The 15,517-nt window shown below is 43.0% G+C and carries 18 protein-coding genes; 12 read left to right on the top strand and 6 right to left on the bottom strand.

The window, feature by feature from the left end; translation table 11 throughout:
• Position 1: 1 nt before the first annotated feature.
• The 5 genes from OC23_RS16550 (at position 2) to OC23_RS16530 (ending at position 4,617) form a co-directional block, all read left to right on the top strand.
• Positions 2–1,009, top strand: coding sequence for a DNA-directed RNA polymerase subunit alpha (locus OC23_RS16550; protein ID WP_004657700.1), 1,008 nt, complete (start codon positions 2–4; stop codon positions 1,007–1,009).
• 18 nt (positions 1,010–1,027) lie between these two features.
• Complete coding sequence (rplQ, locus tag OC23_RS16545) at positions 1,028–1,393, top strand: 50S ribosomal protein L17 (protein WP_004641032.1); 366 nt, start codon at positions 1,028–1,030, stop codon at positions 1,391–1,393.
• Between the two features lie 263 nt (positions 1,394–1,656).
• Positions 1,657–2,175 carry a tetratricopeptide repeat protein gene (locus tag OC23_RS16540; RefSeq protein ID WP_038346447.1) on the top strand — a complete coding sequence of 173 codons (519 nt, stop codon included), beginning with the start codon at positions 1,657–1,659 and terminating at the stop codon, positions 2,173–2,175.
• Positions 2,176–2,505: 330 nt separating this feature from the next.
• On the top strand, positions 2,506–3,996 hold the full coding sequence (locus OC23_RS16535; protein ID WP_038346083.1) for a flavin-containing monooxygenase: 1,491 nt from the start codon (positions 2,506–2,508) through the stop codon (positions 3,994–3,996).
• Positions 3,997–4,122: 126 nt separating this feature from the next.
• The gene (locus OC23_RS16530) at positions 4,123–4,617 is read left to right on the top strand and encodes a DUF2059 domain-containing protein (protein ID WP_038346082.1); all 495 of its coding nucleotides are present in this window, start codon (positions 4,123–4,125) and stop codon (positions 4,615–4,617) included.
• A 48-nt stretch (positions 4,618–4,665) separates the two neighbouring features.
• On the opposite strand, the gene OC23_RS16525 is transcribed toward OC23_RS16530, so the two are convergent.
• Positions 4,666–5,838: an acyl-CoA dehydrogenase family protein gene (locus OC23_RS16525; protein WP_038346081.1), complete on the bottom strand. Its 1,173-nt coding sequence runs from the start codon at positions 5,836–5,838 to the stop codon at positions 4,666–4,668.
• Positions 5,839–6,025: 187 nt separating this feature from the next.
• Here OC23_RS16525 and OC23_RS16520 point away from each other — a divergent pair, with 187 nt between their 5' ends.
• From OC23_RS16520 to OC23_RS16495, 6 genes are all read left to right on the top strand, one after another.
• On the top strand, positions 6,026–6,283 hold the full coding sequence (locus tag OC23_RS16520; protein WP_038346446.1) for a succinate dehydrogenase assembly factor 2: 258 nt from the start codon (positions 6,026–6,028) through the stop codon (positions 6,281–6,283).
• Positions 6,270–6,665 (top strand): hypothetical protein, encoded by a 396-nt coding sequence (locus OC23_RS16515; protein WP_038346080.1) that lies wholly within the window; start codon positions 6,270–6,272, stop codon positions 6,663–6,665. Before OC23_RS16520 ends, OC23_RS16515 begins: the two co-directional genes overlap by 14 nt.
• Positions 6,666–6,872: 207 nt before the next feature.
• Positions 6,873–7,076, top strand: coding sequence for a hypothetical protein (locus OC23_RS16510; RefSeq protein ID WP_038346079.1), 204 nt, complete (start codon positions 6,873–6,875; stop codon positions 7,074–7,076).
• Between the two features lie 359 nt (positions 7,077–7,435).
• Positions 7,436–8,536 (top strand): hypothetical protein, encoded by a 1,101-nt coding sequence (locus OC23_RS16505; protein ID WP_038346078.1) that lies wholly within the window; start codon positions 7,436–7,438, stop codon positions 8,534–8,536.
• Positions 8,537–8,612: 76 nt separating this feature from the next.
• Positions 8,613–9,191 carry a rhombosortase gene (rrtA, locus tag OC23_RS16500; protein ID WP_038346077.1) on the top strand — a complete coding sequence of 193 codons (579 nt, stop codon included), beginning with the start codon at positions 8,613–8,615 and terminating at the stop codon, positions 9,189–9,191.
• A gap of 184 nt (positions 9,192–9,375) precedes the next feature.
• Positions 9,376–11,580 carry a TRAP transporter large permease subunit gene (locus OC23_RS16495; RefSeq protein ID WP_038346076.1) on the top strand — a complete coding sequence of 735 codons (2,205 nt, stop codon included), beginning with the start codon at positions 9,376–9,378 and terminating at the stop codon, positions 11,578–11,580.
• Between the two features lie 74 nt (positions 11,581–11,654).
• On the opposite strand, the gene OC23_RS16490 is transcribed toward OC23_RS16495, so the two are convergent.
• From OC23_RS16490 to OC23_RS16485, 3 genes are all read right to left on the bottom strand, one after another.
• On the bottom strand, positions 11,655–12,197 hold the full coding sequence (locus OC23_RS16490) for a hypothetical protein (RefSeq protein ID WP_038346445.1): 543 nt from the start codon (positions 12,195–12,197) through the stop codon (positions 11,655–11,657).
• Between the two features lie 110 nt (positions 12,198–12,307).
• Complete coding sequence (locus tag OC23_RS19675) at positions 12,308–12,547, bottom strand: EamA family transporter (protein WP_413772407.1); 240 nt, start codon at positions 12,545–12,547, stop codon at positions 12,308–12,310.
• 439 nt (positions 12,548–12,986) lie between these two features.
• A complete protein-coding gene (locus OC23_RS16485; RefSeq protein WP_038346075.1) occupies positions 12,987–13,766 on the bottom strand; it encodes an AraC family transcriptional regulator in 780 nt (259 codons plus the stop codon).
• Positions 13,767–13,878: 112 nt separating this feature from the next.
• Between OC23_RS16485 and OC23_RS16480 the strand changes: the two genes are divergently transcribed.
• Entirely contained in the window at positions 13,879–14,793 is a 915-nt protein-coding gene (locus tag OC23_RS16480; protein ID WP_038346074.1) for a DMT family transporter, read from the top strand.
• 49 nt (positions 14,794–14,842) lie between these two features.
• On the opposite strand, the gene OC23_RS16475 is transcribed toward OC23_RS16480, so the two are convergent.
• Both OC23_RS16475 and OC23_RS16470 read right to left on the bottom strand, forming a co-directional pair.
• Positions 14,843–15,292 carry a hypothetical protein gene (locus OC23_RS16475; RefSeq protein ID WP_038346073.1) on the bottom strand — a complete coding sequence of 150 codons (450 nt, stop codon included), beginning with the start codon at positions 15,290–15,292 and terminating at the stop codon, positions 14,843–14,845.
• An 11-nt stretch (positions 15,293–15,303) separates the two neighbouring features.
• Positions 15,304–15,510 (bottom strand): YheV family putative metal-binding protein, encoded by a 207-nt coding sequence (locus OC23_RS16470; protein WP_004775846.1) that lies wholly within the window; start codon positions 15,508–15,510, stop codon positions 15,304–15,306.
• Positions 15,511–15,517 lie beyond the last annotated feature (7 nt).

Raw genomic sequence — 15,517 nt, 5'->3', positions numbered from 1 at the left:
AATGACGCGTACTGCAAACGAGTTTCTAACTCCGCAAGCGATCAAGGTCGAAGCGGTGAGCGGGACCTCGGCAAAAGTGATTCTGGAACCTTTGGAGCGTGGCTTTGGTCATACTCTAGGTAATGCTTTACGTCGCATTCTATTGTCTTCTTTACCTGGCGCTGCTGTGGTTGAAGTAGAAATAGAAGGTGTCGAGCACGAGTACAGTACTTTAGAAGGCTTGCAGCAGGACATCGTCGAGCTCTTGCTGAACCTAAAAGGATTGTCTATTAAGCTGTTCGATCAAAATGAAGCATATTTGACATTGGAGAAACAAGGGGCAGGTGACGTAACTGCAGCTGACCTTCGTTTACCTCATAATGTTGAAGTGGTTAACCCTGATCATTTAATCGGTACTTTGAGTTCTACAGGTTCATTGAAAATGCGCCTTAAAGTTGCTCAAGGTCGTGGTTATGAAACATCTGACTCACGTTTCCCTGAAGGTGAAACACGTCCAGTAGGCCGTTTACAGTTAGATGCTTCTTATAGCCCGATTAAACGTGTTTCATACACAGTAGAAAATGCTCGTGTTGAACAACGTACCGATCTTGATAAGTTAGTGATCGATCTTGAGACTAACGGAACTGTTGATCCGGAAGAAGCGATCCGCAAAGCGGCAACAATCTTGCAACAACAAATTGCAATTTTTGTTGATCTTCAGAAAGACCAGACTCCTGTTGCTCAAGAACCTCGCGAAGAAGTTGACCCGATTTTGCTTCGTCCAGTAGATGATCTCGAGCTTACTGTTCGTTCTGCTAACTGTTTGAAGGCAGAAAATATTTACTACATTGGTGATCTTGTTCAACGTACTGAAGTCGAGTTGTTAAAAACTCCAAACTTAGGTAAAAAATCGTTAACAGAGATCAAAGATGTTTTGGCATCGAAAGGTTTACAACTCGGCATGCGTTTAGAGAACTGGCCACCAGCTAGTCTCCGTATGGATGACCGTTTTGCCTATCGTAGCCGTTAATTAAGTAGGACTATCACCATGCGTCATCGTAATAGTGGTGTGAAATTAGGCCGTACAAGCAGCCACCGTAAGGCGTTGTTCCAAAACTTAACAAATGCTTTAGTTGAGCATGAGTTAATTAAAACAACTTTGCCTAAGGCGAAAGAACTTCGTCGTGTTGCTGAGCCTTTAATCACTTTGGCAAAAAACGATACAGTAGCAAACCGTCGTTTAGCGTTTGCTCGTACTCGTTCTGCAGCAACTGTTGGTAAATTATTTACCGTTCTTGGCCCTCGTTACAAAGAACGTAACGGCGGTTATCTTCGTGTTCTTAAAGCGGGCTTCCGTGCAGGTGATGCTGCACCGATGGCTTACGTTGAACTCGTTGACCGTGAAGTAAAATAATACTTCTACGTGTAGAACAGTCAGTTGTTCCAAAAAAGGCCGGTGTAATAACCGGTCTTTTTTATTGTTTATTTAAAGAAGACAGCATTTAGCATCAAAAAGCTATTAATTTCTTTCTAAATCATTATAAGTTGGTTAGATAGACTCATGATTTCCATATTTATAAAGTATTATCAAAACTTAAAGAACGAAGAAATTTAATTTAAAGGCAGAAAATGAAAATTTTCGGGTTCATATCTATTACTTTAGGACTAATTATCTCTATGCATACATCAGCTAATCCAACCTTCTCAAATGAGCTATTAATTAAAGCAAAGAATGGTGATTCATCAGCGCAATTAGAATTAGCAGACGTTTATATACATGGTTATGGGATTGAGGAAGATGAGGATCAAGCAGAATCTTGGGCGATGAAGTCTGCTGAAAATGGTAATGTAAATGCTATGCATTGGCTAGGCGACGGATATGTAACATATGCAGGTTTGGTTGAAGATACAGATCCTATAGACGCTGAAGATCATTATAAAAAAGCGTTTATTTGGTTTTCAAAAGGATCAGAACTCGATCATATTGATTCTATGGTTGGCTTAGCTAGGTTATATCGGAATGGTGAGGGAGTTACAAAAAATATTGAGCAAGCATTAGATTTACTTAAGAAATCTGCTGCTAGAGGAAGTAAAGAGGCTATGAGAGAGATAGAGTTTATGTATCAATATGGAATAGGTGTAGAACAAGATTTAGATACTGCAAAATTTTGGGAAGATAAAGCAAATGCTAATTAATCTATTTTAAATTATTGATTTAATTTTATATTTTTTATAAGCCATTCAAGTATAAAAGATTCTAGAATGGTTTTTATTTTTATGAATTTTTTAAATATTATTTTTCTAATGAACTCGAGCCGATAAGGTATCTAAACACACTATCTTTTCTTTTAACTAAGAGCCTCTTATAAAACAAATCCAAGCAAAAATCTCAACTTTTTTGACAGCAAATTTTTATCAAAATGTCCCGAACTGATATAAAAAAACCGATGAATGACTGAACTTGACATTGCGTATTGTCAAATTTGTGTTTTAATAAAGTCATGGTTTATACAGGGTATAAAAAAAATGGAAAAGCAAGTTGATGTATTAATTATTGGTGCAGGCATCTCTGGGATCGGGTTAGCTGTGCATCTGTCTAAGAACTGCCCCCAACGTAAATTTGAAATATTAGAACGTCGTGACAGTTTTGGTGGGACTTGGGATTTATTCCGTTATCCTGGTATCCGTTCAGATTCGGATATGTCGACTTTTGGCTTTAATTTCAAACCTTGGGCGAAGGAAAAGGTGCTTGCCAGCGGTTCTGAAATCAAGAGCTATCTCAGCGATGTCATCAATGAAAATCAGTTGAAAGAAAAAATCCATTTTGGTCATCGTGTACTTTCTGCAAATTATGATTCAACCAAGAAAAAGTGGTTTGTCGAGATTGAAGACAACAATAAGAAAAAACAGACCTGGTCGGCAAACTTTGTGATGGGGTGCACGGGTTACTATAACTATGATCAGGGCTATGCACCGAAATTCCCGAAACAGGAAGATTTTAAAGGTCAGTTTATCCATCCGCAGCACTGGCCAGAAAACCTGGATTATACGGGTAAGAAAGTCGTGATTATTGGCAGTGGAGCTACAGCCATTACCCTAGTTCCTTCCATGGTGAAAGGCGGAGCAGGGCATGTCACCATGTTACAACGTTCACCGACTTATATTGCGACAGTGCCTTCAATTGATTTCATTTACGAAAAAACCCGTAAATTCATGTCGGAAGAAATGGCTTATAAATTTACCCGTGCACGTAATATTGGCATGCAACGCGGTATCTATGCACTGGCACAGAAATATCCAAAAACAGTACGTCGCTTATTGCTGAAAGGGATTGAGTTGCAGCTGAAAGGTAAAGTGGACATGAAACACTTTACCCCGAGCTATAATCCTTGGGACCAGCGCTTATGTGTGGTGCCGGATGGTGATCTATTCAAGGCATTGCGTGAAGGTAAGGCGAGTGTAGAAACCGACCAGATCGAGAAATTCACGGCCAATGGCATCCAGCTGAAGTCAGGAAAGCATCTGGAGGCGGATATTGTGATTTCTGCAACCGGTCTTGAAATCCAGATTTTAGGTGGTGTCCAAGGTTCAATTGACGGTAAACCGATGGATACCTCACAACACATGCTATATCAGGGTGTAATGGTGAGTGATGTGCCGAATATGGCCATGATTATTGGCTATATCAATGCATCCTGGACCTTAAAAGTTGATATTGCTGCAGATTATATCTGCCGTTTATTAAATCATATGGATCAAAATGGTTTTGATGAAGTGATTGCGCATGCAGATCCATCTCAACGCGAACATGACACCATTATGGGCAAGATGTCTTCCGGTTATATTGCCCGTGCTGCAGATGTGATGCCTAAACAAGGCAAGCAGGCACCTTGGAAAATTACCAATAACTATCTGGCAGACCGTAAAGAATTGAAGGATGCCAAGTTTAATGATGGTATCTTACAATTCCATAGCCGTGATGTGCAGGCTGAGCGCAAACCTAAACTGGTGTCATAACCTGTCTGGTTGATGAGCTGAAAACCCTATGCCAATGCGTAGGGTTTTTTTATTGGAAACAGGCTTTGAATTCTAAAAATATCACGTATATTGAGCAGATTAGAAAATGAGGATAGGGATAATTTGATGAAAAAACTTATTATTTTGGGGATCATGTTATCAAGCAGTTTGGCTTTTGCAGATGATGCAAAACAGAAGGAAGCGCTTGCACAACAACTGGTAGCGGTTGATGGTACGGAACAGGGGTTGCAAAGCACTGATAAAATGATTTTAGAACAGATCCGGATGCGTTTACCCAAAGACCTGCCAGAAAGCTTTTATACCGATTTAAATAAAAATCTGAATAGTGAACAACGGAAGCAGTTTATTGTGCAGCGCTATGTAGACAGCTTTAGCCAAAAAGAACTACAGGCTGCCTTAAATTTCTACCAATCTGCGGAAGGCAAGGTCTGGGCCAAGAAGGCTAGCGATGTCGGTACTGAGGTAGCACACTTCACCACACAGCATGCGCGTCATGCACTCAATACCACCATGCAGCAATATAGTGAAAATCCCAAGGTCAAGCAGTTGATGCAACGGATGAACCCGCAAGCTGTCAATGACAAAGTAGAAGGCAAATAAATAAAAAGGGAGCATATTTTTTATGCTCCCTTTTCGGTTTTGCTGTGATTACAGGGTACGGGAAATCAACTCTTTCATGATTTCATTGGTACCTGCATAAATACGGTTGGCACGGTTGTCGATATAGGCCCGGGCAATTGGATATTCCAGCATGTAGCCATAACCACCATGCAACTGCAGGCACTCGTCGACCACTTTGGAAAACATATCGGAAATTTTATATTTTGCAGCAGCCGCAGCATCGACACCTAAATTTTCTTCAAGTTGCAGTTCCATACAGCGATCGAGATAAGTACGGCAAAAATCGATTTCGGTGCGTAATTCGGCCAGCTTGAAACGGGTATTCTGGAAGGTACCAATGGCTTTGCCGAAGGCTTTGCGGTCTTTGGTATATTGTACAGTATGCGCAAAAGCGGCCTCTGCGCCTGCCTGACAGATAATGGCGACCAGCATGCGTTCCCAGGCCAGTTCTTTCATGAGCATGATAAAGCCCATACCTTCCATACCCAGCAGGTTTTCTTTCGGTACACGGACATTATCAAAGAACAGTTCGCAGGTATCCTGACCTTTCATCCCGATTTTATTTAACGGTTTGCCTTTACTAAAACCAGCACGATCTGCTTCAACGATGATCAAGGAAAGGTTGGCCGATCCCTTTTCATTGTTGCCGGTCTTACATACCACAATGGCCATATCGCAAAGATAGCCGTTGGTAATAAAAATCTTGGAACCATTGATCACATAGTCATCGCCATCCAGTACTGCGGTGGTACGGACGGCTTGCAGATCGGAACCTGTCCCTGGTTCAGTCATGGCGATTGCTGTCACGGTTTCGCCAGTTGCCATTTTGGGTAGCCAGTGCTGCTTTTGTGCCTCATTACCAAAGTTGTTGATATAGTTCGCCACAATATCCGAATGTAAGGAAAAGCCTGTGCTTGAGTCCATGGCATAAGCCTGTTCTTCAATCAGGATCATGCTGTAGAGCCGGTCGACACCTGAACCACCATATTGCTCCGGCATGGTGGTACACAATAGGCCCAGTTCTCCGGCCTTATTCCATAAGTCACGGTCAACATGTTGTTGTTTCTCATATTTTTCAATATTCGGGACAACTTCTTTTTCATAGAATTTACGTACAGTTTCACGAAATGCTTCATGATCTGAAGTAAACAGCTTGCGTGGAAGCATATTTGGAACCGGACGGATTGCACCTGATTGCATTTGTTATATTTTCCCTGAGGTGTTGAATTTAGATGGTCTGCTTCACCATACAAGAAATGGAAAATAGGGGACAATGTGATCAATGCTCAATTTGATTGATGTATTTGGTCACTTCAGAAAAAACGCTGCGAAGTTAAACGCGGATCGGGTAAACTAGGCGGCAAAATGTTGCATGGTGGAAGATATGATGGCTGATGAAATGACGCTGGAAGAACGTAAAGTGGTATATCGCGCACGTCGTGGTCTAAAAGAAATCGATGTATATTTTGATCCCTATGTAAAAAACCACTATCTCACGGCAGATCCTGCTGAAAAAGCCTTGTTTGCAGAGCTGGTTGATCAGGAAGACCCGGATTTGCTGGACTGGTTTATGGAAGTGGGCGAGCCACCCCGGGCCGAACTGAAAGAATTTATTCGCAAACTTAAACATTATGTCCACGGCTAATCGGGTTTTTGAGCTGCAATACAGTCGTTTTGCGATTGCATTGCAGTGTTTTGTCCTGCTGTTTATTCTGTTTTTAAGTTATTCATTATTGTCCCTGGCATTATGGCTAAGTAGTTGCGTCCTGCTGTTCCTGAGCTGGTTGCTGTTTCTCCGGCAGCCTCAGCTGAAACGTTTTGAGCATCTGCATCAACAGGAATGGACATTTGAATTTGATGATCTCTCCGGCCAGATTGAGTGTCGGCAGATAAGTAAAATCATAGATCACCAGGCTTATGTGGTGCTGTATTTTTCTGATCCAAAGCATAAAAATTTCATTATCTGGTGGGATCAGCTGTCATATTTACAATGGAAAAACCTGAAAGTACTGGCAAAACTGGCCTGATTGTTTGACAATTCTACATCTGTATATAAATAATAAAATTATTATTTTCAATAATATAAAGATTAAAATAAGATTTTTTGTCTAAATTGTTAGATTAAATACTCTAAAAAAATATGAAAATTATGATTGTCAGACAATCTGACCCTCACTGCCGGATTATTTTCGTTAAAGTACAAACACCAACGTAAAGTATGGTGGAGGTCCAAAATGGAAATTCCAACATGGTCGTTTCTGGTGATCGCAATTGTTTTTGCGATTGTAGTAGGAAGAGCAGGAACTTTACTCAGGGAATATCTTGAATCACAGCAACCCGTTGCTATGAGCAAGAGAAAGAGATTGAAAGTGTCATCAATATATCACACTCCCGTGAATGTCGGTGATGAACGCCAATCTCGTATCTACCAGAAGTAGATACGAAAAGTGTAGGAGGTCTCTATGGAGATTTCAATGTGGATGTTTCTGGTAATCGCAATCGTGATGGCGATTGTTGTAGGAAGAGCCGGAACATTACTAAAGGATTATTTTCAACAAAACTAAAAGAACAACAGTTTTACGTTTTTCCCAGTTAATAAGTAGCATGTGCTGAACCGTCGCAATGCTACTTTTTTTTGCCTGAAATTCGGCGATTCCTGCATATCTGTCAATTCATTGCTTTGTGAAGTATGTCAAAATGTTCTGTGATCATTAGAGCAATTACTCTTTAATTCAAGTATTGCATCTGATAAGGTACAGCTAAAAGGAAAAAACAAATTATTAGAGGGACAGGAAGTATGTCTAAACTGCATAAAATGGGACAAGGTGTGGCAGTTGCCTTACTGACATCAACAATGTTGTCCGGATGTTCATATGTGATCAAGACCGGGGCAAATGTTGCCTTGGGTTTTGGTGAAAAGCATATTGTTCCACCGATTTTAGCCATGGATGATGCTGAAATGGTGTGTAATTCGGGCAATGCCCTGACACCTGCAGTGATGTCAACCAAGGACATGGGGGCAGACCCGACCCGCATGGCGGTCTTGCTCTATACTGCAGCAGGAATTTGTGCTGAAAATCAGGCGCTGGAAGCTGAATTACGCTACTTGCGTGCCTCTAAGGCCGGTCAGGTATCTGAAGCCCAGGATGCACGGATCGAACAGAAACGCTGGGCAGCAATTGCTGCTGAACGCCAATATGCAGGTTATCAACTTTTTGCCAATCGCTGGGAAGCCAAATACAAATATAAATTAGGCGACTCATGTCCGACCATGCGCAATGATCTGGATCAGACAGTTTACTTGTTGGGAATGGTGAGTGGCTTGCAAGCCATGACCAATGACATCAATTCGGGTGGTGCAGTCAACGTGCCTAAGGATATCGCCGGGATTGTGGAGCGGGGCATGACCTGTCTGGATAATGAAAAATTCTGGGGTGCGCCAATGGCGACTCGCGCCGTGATCTGGACCTTGTTGCCAGGCGCGGGCGATGGTAAACCGGAACCGTATGCCACCATGAAACAGTCTATGGCCATTGGCGAGAAGAAAGGGGTGCGTTTATCACATGCCTTGTATGCAGTGGCAGCACAGGCCAGTGGGGACGATGCCAAGTTACGCGATGCACTGCGTTCCTATGCGGCGGCCACAGGGGATGACAAACCGGCAAATCCACAGTTCAGGCTGATTGATAAAATGGCCGGCTTGATGGTGCGTGGTATTGCAGACCGTTACTGGACTGAACATACCGGTGTGAGAGCGGGCGATGAAGGCATGAGCACGTTCTGGGATGATAAACAGGAAAGCTCGGCCGAACTGGATTCGCTCTTTGATGGTGGCGATGGCGCATCTGCACCGGCACAAAATGAGGCGGCTCCTGCGCAAGAAACGCCAGCGGAGTAACCTGAATTAAACGGCCTTTTACAAGGTGAGCCTCTACACTTTGTAAAAGGTCTGTTTTTCAAGAGGTGGTAGATAAATGAAAGATCAAATATGGATAGAAAAAGTCATTTTGATCGCGATCTGTGTTTCGGTATCGGCATGTCTGCAAGTTTTTGCTGATCATTTCATTTATTGGAGACCCAGCTTGCTCAGCGAGTTCTGGCGTTTGTGGACTGCCCACTGGGTACATGTGGGCTGGGTGCATTTTCTGTTAAATATGCTGGCTTTTGCCTGTCTGCCTTTCATCTTTCCTCATGTCCGCAACTGGCATTTATGGACATTGCTACTGATCTTGCCGCCTTTCATCAGTTTGGTTTTTTATTTTTATCTGCCTTATATCGAGGCCTATGCTGGACTTTCCGGCGTGCTGCATGGTTTATACAGTGCAGTCGGGCTGGTATATCTGCAATACCGGAAAGAACGCAAATTTGCCTTGCTGGTGTTGGCCCTGATTGCTGCAAAACTGATTTGGGAAAATACCTTCGGGCAAACAGGAACAGCCCAGCTGATTGGTAGTCCGGTTCTCATCGAAGCTCATCTGACTGGGGCGATTGGTGGTGTTGTGTGTGGAGCAAGTTATTTATTTTTAAGAAGGAAAGAATTAGAGAACACATAAATTGATAAAAACAACCAATAAAAAAGTGATTGTAGTCATTCTTTTTAGAAAAAGTTTGATTCAAATTTAAGCGGTTTAAAAGGGATTGGTTAATAAGAGGGTAAATTCATTTATCTATCAACCATGGACAGCGCATGATTCAACATCTTTGGATGGATGTTGATAACAATAAACTGGAATAGACATGCAAAATGATCAAGAGAAAAAGTCTGGATTGGCTTGGTTAGGCTATATCTGGAATGATTGGATATCCACATTCATCATTCTTGCTTTGTTGCTAATGACGTTGCTTATTGGTACGGGCGAGATGATTCACGGTCAAATGCTCCGTATGGGGGAGCGGCTTTACGGTGATCAAAGCACAGGAATGCAATATTCGTTTTTACGGGCCGAGCCTGAAAAACCTTCTTGTGATCGGCATCCGAATATCGAGGCACAGGTTCAAGAGCAGATGAAAGCCAATGCTGCCGATGAATTTGCCAGTATGTTCGGCGCAGCTTCCGAGTCTGATGTGCGTGCTTCTTTATTGGCAGCACAGCAGCAGTGTGAAGAAAAATATCAATTTTACGACAAGGCCATGAAGCATCTGGAAGCACATCCAAGTATCCGGACCTATCGTAAAGTCGAAACCACCTTCTTTGGGATATTTAAACTCGGTTCTGAAAACCAGACCGTTATTTTATTGATAATGGTATTGTTCGCATCGATTACAGCGTCTTTGCGTTATCACCATATTGGTTTACGTGCACCAAAAACCAGAATCGACTTCCGTGTCTATTCAGCCTTGATGGTGGCGGGCAATGCCTTGCTCAGTTATTCGGTTGTAAGCCAGTATCATTCCGTACTGAATTCTGGGGTTGAGGTCGCTGGCAAAACGGCAGTGCTGTACTGGTTGTGGATTGCACTGTTTGTATCGCTGACCATTATCAGTATCTTCCAGTTTATCTTTATTCCAAAGACGGCCCAGCCGAAAGGTAATTTTGGTCTGGCTCTACTGAGTGTTCCTCTATATGCCTTCATGTCTTTGGTAACGGGAATTGTGTTTACCTTCTTCATGGATTATCCGATGGGGCAAGGGATTTACTTAGGTATTCTGGTCGAGTTTTCGGGTATTTTCCTGAATCTGGCACTGTTTATCTGGGCCGGTATGTTACTGACCCAAACCCGTGTCATGGATTTGTTCTTAAATATCCTGCGCCCATGGAACCTGGCACCTGAAACCTTAACCTGGTTGATCCTGATCGCAGCAGCGATTCCAACCGCTTATACAGGCGCTTCAGGGATTTTCGTGATTGCAGCCGGTGCCATCATCTATAAGGAAGTCTGGAACTCGGGTGCCCGTCGCCAATATGCATTAGCTGTATCGGCAATGTCAGGTTCTTTAGGTGTGGTGATTCGTCCATGCTTGCTGGTGATCCTGATTTCAATGCTCGACAGTCGCCATGTGACCTCGACCGAATTATTTGATCATGGTATTTATGTTTTCTGGTTAACCGCATTTATTTTCCTGGGCGTTTCCCTGATTCTTGCGGAAGAAAAATTCCGTGTGAATTCACCTAAGGTTGCAGTACCCGGCATGTTACGCGCGTGTGTACCGGTTATCCCTTATGTGATTATTGGTTTCGCCGTGGTGATGTTCTATAAGCTGGCTTTAGATACCTCGATCAATGAATTCACTGCACCTATGATTTTACCGCTGGTGTTGATCGCCATGATCCTGTTTGACAAGCTCTTCGCAGCAAAAGTCGCGTCAGCACCGGTCATTGATCCAAAGCATGAAGCACTGGTACGTGAACATGAGAAAAAATCTGAATTCTTGAAAACGCATGATCCGCATGGAGGCAAGCACTTCGGTTTTGGTGGTGCATTACGTTTTGCAACGTCAGAAACTGTTGGTCATATCGGGGCATTGATCTTGCTGATGGCCTTGTCTGCCAGTGTCGGTGGCTTGATCGAACGTGCTGAAGTGGTGGAGTTATTGCCGACGCATTTGGGCAATATCTATATTTCTCTTGCCTTTATTGCCCTGTTACTGGCGATTATTGGCATGACTACCGATCCGTTCGGTGCAGTGATTCTGGTGGCGGCGACGGTAGCCCCTGTGGCCTACGAGAATGGTATTCACCCGATTCACTTCTGGATGATTGTACTGGTGGCCTTCGAGTTTGGTTATGTAACGCCACCGGTCGCCTTGAACCACTTGCTGACAAGGCTTTCCGTCGGGGATGAGGAAGTCTCGGCTGCCGACAGGGAAGCGAAAGAGAAATACACCAGTTTCTACTTCCGTTATGAACGTTGGTTATTGCCGATTATTGTATTGTTCTCATCGTTGGTGCTGGTGACCTATGCACCGTATATCTTCCAGATGTTTGGCTGGTATAAACACTAACAGTGACAATTAAAAAAAGCACCTTCGGGTGCTTTTTTATTACGAAATAAATAGTGATTTAAGTAAAACTATTTTTAGATAATTTTCTGGCTTCTTAGATCTTGTAAAAGGTCTCCAATATTTGAAGAAATTGCTGAGCGTACAGCTTCGGAGTCTGTTCCTCCTGCTGTTTTGGGAGCTGCTTTATGCGTTTTAATAGTATTTTTATAAATTGTTTTTCCATTCTTTGTGACTAAATATTCAATATCTAAATAAAAATCTACTTCTACAAAGCCGATCCAGTTATATTCAAATTTTTGAATATCTCCTGAAATTTTTAGTTCTGCATCTTGGCTTGGATTGAATCCAGCGGCAATTAATTCTTTAGTTAATGATGATTTTAACAATACATTTGCTTTATCAGACATATACATACTGCCAATTGCTGCTGTGGGTTTTTGAAATTCATTTTGTTTAACCAAACCTTTCTCAGCGGGGATATATTTGAATACACCAACACCAATATCCCCTTGTCCTCGAATAGATGGAGAAGCAATATAATTAATAGGCATTGTGGTTGAGCATCCAGAAAGAAGTAAAAATGCCCCGATGAATGAGGTTAAAAATATTTTTTTCACTTGATATTTCCAGTTGTTATAAAGCAGCACAATTTATCAAAAGACCCAATAAAATAATAGTGGAGCCTTTATTGGTGATTTTTGATATATATAAATGATTGGGTACTTAATTAACTGTTTTCCCTTTGGAACAGGGGACGGCATAATAGGATGGCCAATAAAATAATGCCGAAACCAATCACACTATATAAATCTGGCATTTCATGCCAGCGCAAAAATCCCCAAACTCCGGCGAAGTTAATCGCAATATAATTGACAGGGGCAATCTGTCCAGCAGGGGCAAACGATAGGCATGAGACATAAAAATCTGGCTGACATTGGCTAGGATACCAGCCACGACCAGGAAAAATAGTTCATGAGATGATAAGGCCGCCATACCCTGAATATGGTAAATACCGAAAGCAGGGAAACAATCAGACAGAAATAGAATATGATCCGTTCAGGAGGTTCTGTTTGGCTCAGGGCACGAACGGTGCCGAAGGCCATACAGGCCAATAGACTTGAACTGATGCTGACAATGGAGATTCAGTTTAATAGCCTTGATCGGGTTTTGCCACGCAGAATACGCCAATAAAGCTGAGTCCAGCGGCACAAGGCATCGTCGTGGTAACTTTTTCTTTCAGGAACAGCTAGGCGATCAGCGGAATAAAAATCAGGGAAGAACAGGTAAATACCATGGCATTGGAGAATTTCAGATGTGCGATGGCATAATTGAGGGTTCGGGCTTATTTTATGCCTGTGCGAAAGTGAAGGGAATGCGCATTTTGCCGATAGGAAGATTTCCTGTCTTTAAACAGGCTCAGCAGAAAACTGTTTCAGATAATCACTGGGTGTCATACTGGTTTCACGTTTAAACATGGCACTAAAAGCACTCGGGCTCTCATAGCCTAAATCTAGTGCCACATTTAACACCGGCTTATTAAGGGATAAATCGATCATGGCCTGCATCAGTTTTGCCTGCCGAACCCAATCGGAATAATGTAAACCGGTTTCTTTTTGAAAATGTCGCGCCAGCGTTTTACTGCTGATATGCAATAGCCGGGCGCTCTGCTCCAGATGCCATTCTAAGGCCAGATTGTTTTTAATGCGCTGGCAGAGTTGTTGCAGCTTGGGGCTTTGTGGTTCGGGTAAACTAAATGCCAGCGTTGGCAACAGGCGAACTTCATCCAGAATCAGTTGTAATAATCGTTCATTGCGACTTGCAGGCTGTATAGCATGCTGGATCTGTATGGCACTGCTGATTAATTCTCTTAACAGGGCTGGAATGGCGACGACACGACACTCATTACACATGCCGTGCTGGATTGACGCGTCAATAAATACGCCTCGTGCCTTGACATGACCACTACTGAGTAAGGCATGCGGTTTATGCGCAGGAATCCAGACGCCTCGTCCTGGCGGGGTAATCCAGATGCCTTCCTGGGTCTGTACCCGGATCACGCCGCTGAGCGTATGAATCAGCTGGATCCGCTCATGACTGTGCCAGTCTTCGATATGGCCATGTGGATAGTTTTCCGAGAAAGCATAGACCGGATAATCCAGAAAGCCGTGTTGAAAGTGTTGTCCCATGCGGATGCTCAAGTTAAATGTCTTTTTTACGATAGTTTTCGTCTTTTTATCGCGTAAAAGCAAGCTGATTATTTTTTAGCATGATCGCTACAGCCATGTATAGGTGGAGTTCATGTTTCAGAAAGCTTTTTTTTATCCATTATTTGCCATTTTATTTTGGGCGGGCAATGTGGTGGTGTCCAAAATGGCCAGCCATGCCATTTCTCCTGTCGCGATTACCTTTTATCGTCTGGTACTGGCGCTCGCCGTAATGAGTACCTTTGTACTGATCCCGGTCTGGAAAAATCGTTACACCATCCGGCAATACTGGAAGCAATTGGCATTGGGCGGTTTCTTGTCGGTGTCATTATTTCAGTTTTTATCTTATCAGGCTGCAGCAACGACCACGGCAACCAATATGGCGATTGTCACGGCCCTGATTCCATTACTGACCATGCTATTGAGCAGTGTGTTGCTCAAAGACCGGATCAGCTATGGCATGTTATTCGGTGGGGCTCTGTCTTTTTATGGCATTTTATATTTATTGAGTCATGGTCATATTCGTAATATATGGGAGCAGGGCGTACACCTCGGCGATGGTTTAATGCTGATTGCAGCAGCAGGTTATGCTTTATATGGGGTGTTGTTAAAGCGCTGGAAAATGCCGATTCCGGCCTGGCAGTCGAATTTTGTCCAATCCAGCTTTGCGATTTTATATGTATTGCCCTTCTTTGTGTTTTTACCCGCTCAAGATATACAGCTGAATCAGCACACGATTCCGTTGATTGTGTATGCCAGCATTTTCTCATCGGTGTTGCTGTCTTATTTATGGATTGAAGGCGTCCGGCATTTAGGACCAAATCGCAACAGTATCTTTATGAACCTGTTGCCTCTATTTACGGCTTTGATTGCCGTGGCCCTACTCGGAGAACATTTGCAAATGTTCCATTATATGGGTGGTGGTTTGACTTTGGCGGGAATCTTGATTGCACAAACCATGCAGAAACCGCTTCAGTTGAAATCGCGTTCTGGTCAGCTTTTAGATTAAAGCATCCGGCCATAAAAAAAGCTTTAACGAAAGTTAAAGCTTTTTCTGTCTAAGAATGATTCTGGGCAGCCAGTTGTGCCTCTAATAACTTGATCTGCTCTTCTTTCAGTTTCAGCATTTGATCAACATCTTCATGTTGCTGTTTTAGCTCATGTTGCTGGTCTTGAAGCTGGGCATGAATATCATCCAGCTTTGCAATTTCTTCTTTGGCCAGTGTGTCATTGGCAGGAAGCGGTGCTTTGACAAGCGACTCTTCGACCAGTTTAACCGGCTCGGCAGGCTGGTGTTCTGTGATGACAGGCGCAGCCGTCATTGTGGTGTCTGGCGATGCTGTTTCGACAGCCTGAGCTGCAACAGATGGTGCCGGCATGGTTGCGGGTTGCTGTTCTGGTTGTGTCAAAAACCATTGAACAGCAAGGAACAGAACCACAACAACACTTATTCCCCCGATGATCATCCATAATAATCGGGAATTGTCAGTTGGGTAGGTGGACATCATTTTTAACCTTTCTAGTCAAAATGACGAGGTTTGAACTGTATCACCCCAATTTCATCTGGCTCAGCGGGCTGTTGCTCTTCCACGTGGGTTGGGCGCTTCTCGCTATAAGCACAGTCGATACATTCAATCCACTCGTCATCCACAGTGATGATCTTGACGACACGATCTAACGCTCCACATTTGGGACATTTTGCACCCGCGATGAATTGTCTTTTCATGTCAGTT

Source organism: Acinetobacter sp. A47 (genome assembly GCF_000805455.1).
Taxonomy (GTDB): Bacteria; Pseudomonadota; Gammaproteobacteria; order Pseudomonadales; family Moraxellaceae; genus Acinetobacter.
This window is presented reverse-complemented; position numbering and strand designations above follow the sequence as displayed.

Bases quoted from the DNA above. Each gene is read 5' to 3' on its own strand.
- OC23_RS16550 (WP_004657700.1), top strand. From the start codon at position 2: ATGACGCGTACTGCAAACGAGTTTCTAACTCCGCAAGCGATCAAGGTC.
- rplQ (WP_004641032.1), top strand. From the start codon at position 1,028: ATGCGTCATCGTAATAGTGGTGTGAAATTAGGCCGTACAAGCAGCCAC.
- OC23_RS16540 (WP_038346447.1), top strand. From the start codon at position 1,657: ATGCATACATCAGCTAATCCAACCTTCTCAAATGAGCTATTAATTAAA.
- OC23_RS16535 (WP_038346083.1), top strand. From the start codon at position 2,506: ATGGAAAAGCAAGTTGATGTATTAATTATTGGTGCAGGCATCTCTGGG.
- OC23_RS16530 (WP_038346082.1), top strand. From the start codon at position 4,123: ATGAAAAAACTTATTATTTTGGGGATCATGTTATCAAGCAGTTTGGCT.
- OC23_RS16525 (WP_038346081.1), bottom strand. From the start codon at position 5,838: ATGCAATCAGGTGCAATCCGTCCGGTTCCAAATATGCTTCCACGCAAG.
- OC23_RS16520 (WP_038346446.1), top strand. From the start codon at position 6,026: ATGGCTGATGAAATGACGCTGGAAGAACGTAAAGTGGTATATCGCGCA.
- OC23_RS16515 (WP_038346080.1), top strand. From the start codon at position 6,270: ATGTCCACGGCTAATCGGGTTTTTGAGCTGCAATACAGTCGTTTTGCG.
- OC23_RS16510 (WP_038346079.1), top strand. From the start codon at position 6,873: ATGGAAATTCCAACATGGTCGTTTCTGGTGATCGCAATTGTTTTTGCG.
- OC23_RS16505 (WP_038346078.1), top strand. From the start codon at position 7,436: ATGTCTAAACTGCATAAAATGGGACAAGGTGTGGCAGTTGCCTTACTG.
- rrtA (WP_038346077.1), top strand. From the start codon at position 8,613: ATGAAAGATCAAATATGGATAGAAAAAGTCATTTTGATCGCGATCTGT.
- OC23_RS16495 (WP_038346076.1), top strand. From the start codon at position 9,376: ATGCAAAATGATCAAGAGAAAAAGTCTGGATTGGCTTGGTTAGGCTAT.
- OC23_RS16485 (WP_038346075.1), bottom strand. From the start codon at position 13,766: ATGGGACAACACTTTCAACACGGCTTTCTGGATTATCCGGTCTATGCT.
- OC23_RS16480 (WP_038346074.1), top strand. From the start codon at position 13,879: ATGTTTCAGAAAGCTTTTTTTTATCCATTATTTGCCATTTTATTTTGG.
- OC23_RS16475 (WP_038346073.1), bottom strand. From the start codon at position 15,292: ATGATGTCCACCTACCCAACTGACAATTCCCGATTATTATGGATGATC.
- OC23_RS16470 (WP_004775846.1), bottom strand. From the start codon at position 15,510: ATGAAAAGACAATTCATCGCGGGTGCAAAATGTCCCAAATGTGGAGCG.